General features: G+C 41.3%; 7 protein-coding genes. 4 read left to right on the top strand and 3 right to left on the bottom strand.

What is annotated here, in order from left to right:
- Positions 1–138: 138 nt before the first annotated feature.
- On the bottom strand, positions 139–1218 hold the full coding sequence (locus tag AB4140_RS12180; RefSeq protein ID WP_303412540.1) for a TonB family protein: 1080 nt from the start codon (positions 1216–1218) through the stop codon (positions 139–141).
- 287 nt (positions 1219–1505) lie between these two features.
- Here AB4140_RS12180 and AB4140_RS12175 point away from each other — a divergent pair, with 287 nt between their 5' ends.
- A complete protein-coding gene (locus AB4140_RS12175) occupies positions 1506–2786 on the top strand; it encodes an HD-GYP domain-containing protein (protein WP_372001089.1) in 1281 nt (426 codons plus the stop codon).
- A 78-nt stretch (positions 2787–2864) separates the two neighbouring features.
- Here AB4140_RS12175 and AB4140_RS12170 read toward each other — a convergent pair whose 3' ends face one another.
- Together AB4140_RS12170 and AB4140_RS12165 are read right to left on the bottom strand one after the other, a co-directional pair.
- On the bottom strand, positions 2865–3929 hold the full coding sequence (locus AB4140_RS12170) for a 3-deoxy-7-phosphoheptulonate synthase (RefSeq protein ID WP_102436529.1): 1065 nt from the start codon (positions 3927–3929) through the stop codon (positions 2865–2867).
- 192 nt (positions 3930–4121) lie between these two features.
- Positions 4122–4940, bottom strand: coding sequence for a pyruvate, water dikinase regulatory protein (locus tag AB4140_RS12165; protein ID WP_102476252.1), 819 nt, complete (start codon positions 4938–4940; stop codon positions 4122–4124).
- 124 nt (positions 4941–5064) lie between these two features.
- Here AB4140_RS12165 and ppsA point away from each other — a divergent pair, with 124 nt between their 5' ends.
- From ppsA to AB4140_RS12150, 3 genes are all read left to right on the top strand, one after another.
- Positions 5065–7434, top strand: coding sequence for a phosphoenolpyruvate synthase (gene ppsA, locus AB4140_RS12160; RefSeq protein WP_303445788.1), 2370 nt, complete (start codon positions 5065–5067; stop codon positions 7432–7434).
- A 115-nt stretch (positions 7435–7549) separates the two neighbouring features.
- Positions 7550–10627 carry an FAD-binding and (Fe-S)-binding domain-containing protein gene (locus tag AB4140_RS12155; RefSeq protein ID WP_102436535.1) on the top strand — a complete coding sequence of 1026 codons (3078 nt, stop codon included), beginning with the start codon at positions 7550–7552 and terminating at the stop codon, positions 10625–10627.
- Positions 10620–11060, top strand: a complete 441-nt coding sequence (locus AB4140_RS12150; protein WP_372001086.1) for a DUF1285 domain-containing protein — start codon at positions 10620–10622, stop codon at positions 11058–11060. The genes AB4140_RS12155 and AB4140_RS12150 overlap by 8 nt, the downstream gene beginning before the upstream one ends.
- Positions 11061–11114: the final 54 nt, after the last annotated feature.

The following is an 11114-nucleotide window of genomic DNA, read 5'->3' as shown; positions in this document are numbered from 1 at the left end:
ATGAGTCACTTAACTTTAGTCACTTAACATTAGACTAGGACAGCAATTAACGAGACTATTATTACTGTCTTAGCCTAGATAAATAACTCAAGTGGCTAGCGATGGCTGACTTTAAAGAACAGTAGAATGTCCAATAATTTATCCGATGGAAAAATCTAGTTGCAGGGTGGTTTCTGCTTCAACGGGTTTGCCATCAACAAATTTTGGCGCATAACGCCATTTCTCAAGTGCTTTTAATGCTTCTATTTCAAAGGATTTCCCACCCTTGGATTTTATCACTTTAGGATTGGTGACAAAGCCATTTTTATCAATCGTTAATGACAATTGAACTAAGCCTTCTTTTCGTTGAATCAGCTTTGATCTGGGATAATTAGGGTTAGATCTAAATAGTGGTGTTTGCTCTTGATTAGCTTCCCATGGCGTCATATTTCCAATGGCTACGCAATGCTCGGTAGCCTTGGTTGGCTCATCTTGCAAGCTGTAAATTTCAACTAATTTAGCGTGAGCACTTAACTCGAAGGGATGGTCATAATCGAGCACGCTGTACTCTTTAATGGCTTGTAAAAGTTTAGTTTCAGCTTCAGAGTATTGTTTTTCCCAAAGTAATACTGAGCCGAGCAGATAGGTAGCATCGACTCTATCTGCAGAATTAGCCGGTAAATGCTGCACGTATATCGTTTCAGCATCAATTAGAAATTGCTTAACTCTAGAAGTATAAAACTCAGTATTCACCAAGCGTTTAAATGCCAGCATCAAGGTTTTAGCATGTAATAGTGGATTGCCAGAGTCTTCACTAATATTTATTGCTTCATTGAGTAAAGATCTTGCTTGTTTGTTATTTGTAGTGGCATCGGCCAGTAAGGTGAGTGGATCAATTAATTCTATATCGTCAATGGCGTCACCATTGGTACGATAAATATCTAAGGCCAATTGGTAAAAAGTCATTGCTTGTGATTTTTGCGCGTTTTTAGTTAACGCAGTAGCTAAATTTAAGGCTAAATTAGCGCTATTAATATTATCCTCGCCAAATTTGAGCTTACCTAAATCAAACGCTAACCGGGCATATTGTAGTTCTAACACCGCATCATTATTTTCTAATGCTAAATTATAATCTTTAAATGCAGTATTAAAATCGCTGTTAGCAGCCAAAGATGTCACAGGCAAAAGTAAGCTACTAACAAGTACAGCTATGGTTTTAAGAGATGATGATGATTTCATGTAAATCCTTTTAAATAATCAATATTTTGTGCTTGATATTTTCCTTTAAGCTGGCAGTTTTTTTTACCTGAGTCAAACTTGCAAGCTGTTAGCGGCAAAAACATTGAGCTCATGGGGCAATAATTGTTTAAGGCTGTGGCGGCAAATCTATTTATAGGTAACAGGTTTTTATCGGCAATTTATGTTGCTATTCCCGCTATCTCTACAATACTTAAAGCTTAAAGCATCATATTTTTGTTTTAAAAAGGCAAGGTTGGTTGTTCCAATGAACGATTCAAGGATGAAGTATGTCACCATTTGCAGGCTTGTTAAGAGAGCTCACCGCATCAAATGAATCATTATGCATTTGGCGTAAAGTGGTATTTGACCGGATATTTACCACGTTAGCCTTCCTTTGTATTCCCGTTTACTTTACTAGTGTTTATTTGTGTATTGTTCAAGGCTTATGGCCGATGGCGATCTTTAATACAGTGGTTTATGCCACCTTATTGCTGATTATTTATAAAAACAACTTAGCAAATAGACTGCGATTCATCATTGGTTGCTTACTTGCCTATATGATTGGAACAGGCTTCTTACTGGCGATAGGCCCAAGTGGTGCCGGTTTTTTCTGGTTATTTCTTTTTCCTCCATTAACAGGGGTGTTATTAGGTCCTAATGCCAGTTATTGGGCGCAAATACTCAATGCCATGTCGTTAGTTATTGTTGGTATTTGCGGTCATTATAATTGGTTGCCTTGGCCGAGTATTGAAGGCTACAACAGTATTATTTGGGCGGTTGTATGCATTAATTTTGTGGCAGCTAATGCCATTCTTACGCTTTCTATCAGTTATTTATTAGAAAAATTATTCAGTTCGTTACAGTCAACATTAACTTCAAGAAGAGCAACTGTGATTGGTTTAGCCAAATTGGCAGAATATCGCGACAATGAAACAGGCGCTCATTTATTACGTATGCAGCACTATGCCGCGTTATTGGCAAGCCAAAGAGGGTTAGACAAAGATGCGCCTAATGAGTTAACTGGCTCATTTGTAGAAGAAATAACTCTGTCAGCTGTATTACATGATATTGGTAAAGTGGGGATTGCCGATGCTATTTTATTAAAACCGGGTCGACTAACCCCTGAAGAGTTTGAAAATATTAAAGCTCACCCAGTGATTGGCGCAGAAGTGTTAGATTCTCTAATTGAATTTGCGCCTCAATGCAGTTTTATAAAAATGGGCCGTGATATTGCTGGTGGGCATCATGAAAAGTGGGATGGCAGTGGTTACCCTAAAGGGCTAAAAGGTCTCGAGATCCCATTGTCTGCAAGAATAGTCGCGCTAGTGGATGTGTACGATGCGCTGACTTCACCACGGTGTTACAAAAAGCCCTTTAGTCATTATGAAGCGGTAAGAGTGATAGTTGCAGGAAAGGGCAAACATTTTGATCCAAGGTTGGTTGAGAGCTTTATGAGCGTACATGAACAATTTCAGCAATTATCATTAAGCTCATTAGATGACGATCCCGCTTATACCAATGTTCCTTGTTTACAAGCAGTGGAGCCGTCGGCACAAAAAGTGAGTTAACGTCAGTACAAGTTAAAGCGATAAAAAAGCCAGTTAGGTTACCCTAACTGGCTTTTTTATAAGTTAATACTTGAGCCGTTATTTGGCTAAAAGTGCTTTACGTTCTTTAGAGGCTTGGGCTAAATCACGTAATAATTTTTCTGAGTCTTCCCAATGCAGGCAAGCATCAGTGATACTTTGACCGTATGTTAATGGCTGGCCTTCAACGACTTTCTGGTTGCCTTCAATCATAAAGCTTTCTGCCATAATCCCTGCAACCGCAGTGCTGCCAGCGCGCATTTGCGCCATGATGCTATCAGCAACTTTTAGCTGGTTTTTATGTTTTTTCTCACTATTACCATGGCTAAAATCAACCACCATACGTTGGGTTACGCCAACGGTTTCGAGCTGGGCGCGGACGATTTCAACATCTTCGGCTGAATAGTTCGGGGTTTTACCACCACGTAAAATGATATGGCCATACGGGTTACCGTGTGTACGATAAACTGCCATAGCACCATCTTTATCTGGTGAATAGAATATATGTGGTACTTGGGCGGCGCGAACAGCATCGACTGCAATATTAATGTTGCCGTCAGTACCGTTTTTAAAGCCAACAGGGCAAGATAAAGCCGACGCCATCTCACGGTGAATTTGGCTTTCAGTGGTGCGGGCACCAATAGCGCCCCAGGTAATTAAATCGGCAATATATTGACCATTGACCATATCTAAAAACTCAGTGGCAATAGGCAGTTTTAATTCAGTGATTTGCTGAAGTAAATGACGCGCCATACGTAAGCCTTTGTTTGGGCTAAAACTACCATCAAGATCAGGGTCTGAGATTAATCCTTTCCAGCCAACAATAGTACGCGGCTTTTCAAAATAAACCCGCATCACAATGCATAAGTCGTCTTTTAACTCATGGTGAAGTTTGGCTAACCGCTGGGCGTAATCTAAAGCGGCTTCGGTGTCATGTATTGAACAAGGACCAATGATGACCAATAAACGTTGATCTTCGCCAGCAATAATGGCTTCAACTTCATGACGTTGCTCAACTAAATAATCGGCAGCATCTTGCGTCAGTGGGTATTCAGATGCGAGTTGCGCAGGAGAAATAACCTTACATAAAAGGGATGTACGTAGTTCGTCTGTTTTAATAGTCATTCACTTTACCGAGCATGTTTGCGATGAATTAACATCATATTGCTCGAGATTATAACTAATTAGCAGGCGTTAGACACGGACAAATCATGCAGGTTTTTGAACTGATATCATTTTATTCACATAAGTTAGCCGAAAATGTTATGAATTTCACATTTTCGGCTTAACAGTTAAATAACCACAGCGACATTAAAATTAAAACATGTGACGCTTCAGCCCGGTAATATCGAGGATTTTAGCTGAAATCTCTTCTACAGAATGAGATGTGGTATTAACAAACGGGATCCGTTCTTTTTTATACATCATTTCTACTTCTTTCACTTCAATCCGGCATTGTCTTAGTGATGAATAGCGGCTGTTTTCCATGCGGCCTTGGCGAATTTCATGTAAACGTTGGGGATCAATGGTTAAGCCAAATAATTTGGACTTATTACGTTTTAACGCTTCAGGTAACTTGAGATTATCCATGTCATCTTCAACAAAAGGGTAGTTTGCTGCTTTAATGCCAAATTGCATAGAAAGATACAAACTCGATGGCGTTTTACCGCAACGAGAAACACCTAGCAAAATAATGTCAGCTTTATCCATATGTTTCATGGTTTGACCGTCATCATTATCTAAAGTGAAATTAATCGCATCAATACGATTATCATAAGATTCGTTAGTCGTGCTTTTACCGTGAGTTCGGTTGATCACCGGCGCAGCTTTTATACCCAGTTGTTGTTCTAATGGCGAAACAAAGGTGTTCAAAAAATCATAATCTAAACCTTCACTGGAGAAAATAATATCGCGAATGTCGGAATTTACGATGGAATGGAACACAACGGGTCTTAAGCTTGTTGTAATAAAACTATCATTGATTTGTTGTTTTACCTTTTCAGCTTTAGCAATGCTGTCAACAAATGGAATTGTAAGTGCTTCAAAATCAACTGGAAATTGGGATAGGACAGCATGGCCAAATACTTCTGCTGTGATCGCGGTCCCATCTGAGATATAGAATACTTTTGGTGTCATTTCAGCCTCTTGTAGTAATAAAATTACAAATAAAATTATACATTTACGGTTGTTGAGGGGGAGTGTAGAATGCCTCTGCCCTCGTGTGAAGGGGCCATTGAAATAAACTTGTGGAGAGATAACTGTGCAGCAATACATACTCTGGTATCAAGAATTAGGCATGGGTGATGTAAACAAGGTTGGCGGCAAGAACGCGTCACTTGGTGAAATGATCAGTAACCTGGCTAATGCCGGTGTTCAAGTACCTGGCGGATTTGCGACTACATCTCATGCATTTAATGAGTTTCTAGAGCAAAGTGGTGTTAACCAGAAAATTTTCGACATCTTGGCAACCCTTGATGTTGATGATGTAAACGAACTTGCAAAAGTTGGTGCGCAGATCAGACAATGGGTTATCGACACCCCATTTCAACCAGAACTAGAAGATGCGATTCGTGAAGCTTACGAGCAACTTTCTAGCGAGACTCAAGAAGCTTCATTTGCAGTGCGTTCATCAGCAACAGCTGAAGATATGCCAGATGCTTCGTTTGCGGGTCAACAAGAAACTTTCCTAAACGTTAAAGGCTTTGAAGCTGTACTGCTTGCGATTAAGCATGTTTACGCATCGCTATTTAACGACCGCGCAATTTCCTATCGTGTTCACCAAGGTTACGAGCATCAAGGTGTGGCATTATCTGCTGGCGTACAACGCATGGTACGTTCAGATAAAGCGTCTTCTGGTGTGATGTTTACCATGGACACTGAATCAGGTAACAACGACGTTGTCTTTATCACTTCATCATTTGGTTTAGGTGAAATGGTAGTACAAGGCGCTGTTAACCCTGATGAATTCTATGTTCACAAACCAATTTTAGCGCAAGGGCATAAAGCCGTTGTGCGCCGTAATATCGGTAGCAAGATGATTCAGATGGTTTACTCTGATGATGCTTCTCACGGCAAGCAAGTTAAAATCGAAGATGTTGCAGCAGCTGAGCGCGGCACTTTCTCTATTAATGATGAAGAAGTGATGGAGCTTGCAAAGCAAGCGGTGATCATTGAACAACATTATGGCCGTGCAATGGATATCGAATGGGCAAAAGATGGCAACGACGGTAAGTTATATATCGTTCAAGCTCGTCCTGAAACTGTTCGTAGCCGTGAAGACGTGCAATTAATTGAACGCTACCACTTAAAATCCAAAGGTGCTGTTGTTTCAGAAGGACGCGCGATTGGTCATAAAATCGGTACTGGTGTAGCTAAAGTGCTAGCCTCTATCGAAGACATGGATCAAATCGAGCCAGGTGATGTACTCGTTACTGACATGACTGATCCAGATTGGGAACCTATCATGAAGCGCGCTAGCGCAATTGTCACTAACCGTGGTGGCCGAACTTGTCACGCAGCAATTATTGCGCGTGAGCTTGGGGTTCCTGCAGTTGTTGGTTGTGGTGATGTTACTGACAGTATCAAAAATGGCCAAGTAGTGACTGTATCTTGTTCTGAAGGCGATACCGGTTTCATCTACGATGGTAAGCAAGAGTTTGAAGTTATTACTAACCGTGTTGATACCTTGCCTGAACTACCAATGAAAATCATGATGAACGTCGGTAACCCTGATCGTGCATTTGATTTCGCCCGTTTACCTAATGAAGGTGTGGGACTTGCGCGTCTTGAGTTTATTATCAATCGCATGATTGGTATTCACCCTAAAGCGCTGCTTGAATTTAATTCACAACCTGCTGAGCTGCAGCAAGAAATCAATGAAATGATTGCAGGTTACGAATCACCAGTTGAGTACTATATTGCTCGTCTCGTTGAAGGTATCGCAACCATCGGTAGTGCGTTCTATCCTAAGAAAGTTATCGTACGTATGTCAGACTTTAAGTCTAACGAATACGCTAACCTTGTTGGTGGTGACCGTTACGAGCCTGAAGAAGAAAACCCAATGTTGGGCTTCCGTGGTGCTAGTCGTTATATCTCTGAATCGTTCCGTGACTGTTTTGCTCTAGAATGTGAAGCAATTAAACGTGTGCGTAATGATATGGGCCTTAAGAACGTTGAGATTATGATCCCATTCGTTCGTACCGTTGATGAAGCCGCGCAAGTTATCGAATTATTAAAAGAGCAAGGTTTAGAGCGTGGTAAAGATGGTTTACGCGTCATCATGATGTGTGAGTTACCGTCTAATGCATTATTAGCTGACCAATTCCTTGAGCATTTCGATGGTTTCTCTATCGGTTCTAACGATTTAACTCAATTAACTTTGGGTCTAGATCGCGATTCTGGCATTATCAGTCACTTATTCGATGAACGAAATGATGCTGTTAAAGCATTGCTTTCATTAGCGATTAAAGCGGCTAAAGCCAAAGGTGCTTATGTTGGTATTTGTGGCCAAGGCCCATCTGATCATGCAGATTTTGCACAATGGCTAGTAGAGCAAGGTATTGATACTGTGTCACTTAACCCTGATACAGTCATCGACACTTGGTTATATTTAGCAGAAGAACATGCTTAATATGCTTGAAAAGTTAGTTTTTAGTTAACTAATTTATCAACATGAACAAAAGCCGCTTTTAGCGGCTTTTTTTTTGTTTATAATGGCTTTAAATTACTATAAACAGAAATTGACTATGTTACCGCTGCTATCACATCAACAGACGTTAGAACCAATTTACTTAAGCTTTCTTGATGCGCTTGAAGCATCTTCGTTTTCTGGCGAAATTGATAAACGTTATAGTGCGCGTTTAATTCAAGCGACCGACAATTCTGTTTACCAGTTTTTACCTCAAGCAGTGATTTACCCTTTATCCCAAGCGGATGTTGAGCTGGTGATGACATTAGCTGCTGACCCTCAATATAAACAAGTGACTTTTAGTGCCCGTGGCGGCGGTACTGGCACTAACGGACAATCACTGACCCATGGCTTAATACTTGATGTCTCAAGGCACATGAATCAAGTACTGGAAGTCAATGCAGAAGAAGGCTGGGTACGAGTACAAGCTGGTGTGGTAAAAGATGCACTTAATGATGCCCTTAGGCCACATGGGTTCTTTTTCAGTCCAGATTTATCAACCTCTAATCGTGCAACGGTTGGCGGCATGGTCAGCACTGATGCATCGGGTGCGGGTTCACTGGTTTACGGTAAAACATCTGATCATGTCCTTGGCCTTACCAGCGTATTGGTTGATGGTAGTGTGCTTTCAAGCACACCAATAGCGGCAGATGAGGCGTTAAATCAGTCAGAGTCCCAATCCGTAAACACCAATAGCTTTGCTGCCAATATTATTAGCACGATTGCCAAGCGTTGCCGCGACAAGCGTGAGCTTATTCTAAAACAGTTTCCGCCATTAAATCGTTTTTTAACCGGATACGATCTAAAACATGTATGGAATGATGATTTAAGCCAATTTGATTTATCACGCATACTTGCAGGCTCTGAAGGTACACTGGCGGTATTAACAGAGGCCAAATTAAATATCACCCCATTGCCACATACGCGGATGATGGTAAATATTAAATATGACTCGTTTGAATCAGCATTGCGTCATGCACCATCATTGGTTGAAGCCAATGCCACCGTGGTCGAAACCATAGACTCAAAAGTGCTGAATTTGGCCCGTGAAGATATTATTTGGCACTCAGTGTCTCACCTCATTGAATCAGTACCCAATAAAACCATTGAAGGCCTCAATATGGTTGAATTCGCTGGGGATGAGGCTGATATTAGGCAAGGCATTGCTGCCCTTGAAAAAACACTGGCGGCACAATTGGCTAGCGAACAAGCTGGGGTTGTGGGTTATCAAATTACTGAAGATAAGCCCAGTATTAATAAAATTTACGCCATGCGTAAAAAAGCCGTAGGCTTGCTAGGCGCAACTAAAGGCCGCAGAAAACCACTGCCATTTGCCGAAGATACTGCCGTACCGCCAGAAAATTTAGCTGACTTTATCATGGAGTTTAGGGACTTATTAGATGGCCATAAATTGCAATATGGCATGTTTGGTCACGTTGATGCAGGAGTGCTGCATGTGCGTCCCGCGCTTGATATGTGCGATGAAGCGGATGAAAAGCTGCTAAAAGTGTTATCCGATCAAGTTGCTGAACTCACGCTTAAATATGGCGGTTTGATGTGGGGCGAACATGGTAAAGGGGTGCGTGGTGAATATGGACCAGCCGTATTTGGTGATGAACTATATGGCGAACTTGAAGAGGTTAAAGGCTTATTTGACCCTGACAATCGATTAAATCCGGGCAAACTAGTCGCGCCTAAAGGCAGTGGCCCAATGATGTTTAATGTTGATAGCGTTAAGCGCGGCACCTTTGATAGACAAATTCCGATTCAAGTCCGTGATGCATTTCCTGATGTAATGAATTGTAATGGTAATGGCTTATGTTTTAACTACAGTAGCTATTCGTTCATGTGTCCGTCATTTAAAGTTACCGGCGATCGGATCCATTCACCTAAAGGCCGAAGTGGCTTGATGCGGGAATGGTTAAGGCTGCTGGAGGCAGAGGGCGTTGATGTAGAGGCACTGGCTCAATCTAAACCTTTAAGCTTTATGCAGCGAGCGCAAAACAGCTTTCACATTGGCCGAGATTATGATTATTCACATGAAGTCATGGACTCGTTAAAAGGCTGTTTAGCCTGTAAAGCCTGTTCAGGGCAGTGCCCTGTTAAAGTGGATGTGCCTAAATTTCGCGCGCAATTTTTCAATATCTATTACAAACGATATATGCGCCCAGCAAAAGACTATTTAGTTGCAGGTATTGAAGACATGCTGCCGCTTATGGCTGCTATGCCAAAAGTAACCAATTTTGCCTCGCAAAATAAATTAAGTCAGTGGGTTATCAAAAAATCTATTGGTTATATAGATTCACCTGCATTATCAGTTCCCACATTAAAACAGCGTCTGGATGGCCATCCAAGCCGTGGTTATGATTTAGAGGCGCTGCAAAGTATTCCAACATCAGAGCGTGGCAATTATGTACTGGTGGTGCAAGATCCATTTAACAGTTTTTATGATGCTGAGCTGGTTTATCGTTTTATACAATTAATAGAAAAAATAGGTTTAAAGCCGGTGTTATTGCCGTTTAAACCCAATGGTAAACCATCACACATTAAAGGCTTTTTAGATAAATTTGCCGCGACTGCCAAATCAAGTGCAGACTTTTTAAATCAAGTTTATCAACTTGATATGCCGATGGTTGGCTTAGACCCTGCATTAGTGCTTTGTTATCGAGATGAATATCAAGAGGTGCTAGGGGCGCAGCGAGGCAATTTTGAAGTACTGTTAGCTAATGAGTGGTTAACCGATGCGATTCAACTCATGCCAGCGTTAGACAAAACCAGCGCGTCATTTAGTTGGTTTAGTCATTGTACTGAATCCACCGCAAAACCGGCTACGGCCAACGAATGGAAAGCGGTATTTAATCATTTTGGCGCTGAGTTTGAAATGATCAACGTGGGTTGCTGCGGTATGGCGGGCACCTATGGCCATGAACTGGATAATATGGGCCGCTCATCTAAGCTGTTTGCTATGTCTTGGCAGCCAACCTTAGACAGCATCGCTGAGAAAAGCCAAATATTGGTATCGGGCTATTCTTGCCGTAGCCAAGTGAAACGCTTTGCGGGCTTTAAGCCAAAACACCCAGTAGAAGCCTTACTTCAGTTACTGATTGCTGCCGATGAGCACGTTGCTAATGACTAAACATAAAAATGATGAACCATTGAGTATTGCCAGTCAATTAGGTGCAGAAGTTGATTTATGTAGCACTGAGCCATTGTTTTATATTGACCATCATGGGGATTGGTTCTATTTAGCCAGTCCTTTACCGACAAAATTTGCTAAGCTTTTTGCCAGTGTGCTTCATTGTATTGATAATGAATATTTTCTTATCACCCCGGTTGAAAAGGTTAAAGTCAGCGTAGATAACCATGCAATTTTTATCGTTGACTATGAGCCGCTAGCAAATAATGGACTAACCTTAATAAGTAGCATTGGCACTGAGCATCAGATTGTTGATATTAAGGCTGTGAAACTATTAGAAAACACCATTGAAGTGCCCATTGAGCGAGGCACCATCGCTTGTTTGGGGCGGGCTTGCTATTACCGTTATATAAATCAGTTTGTAATAGATTGACTAAAAAAGCGGTCTTATACGTACAAAGAGGGTGAGGTGCTAATTGGCCTGTGT

The organism is Shewanella sp. 10N.286.51.B2, assembly GCF_041469265.1.
Taxonomy (GTDB): Bacteria; Pseudomonadota; Gammaproteobacteria; order Enterobacterales; family Shewanellaceae; genus Shewanella.
This window is presented reverse-complemented; position numbering and strand designations above follow the sequence as displayed.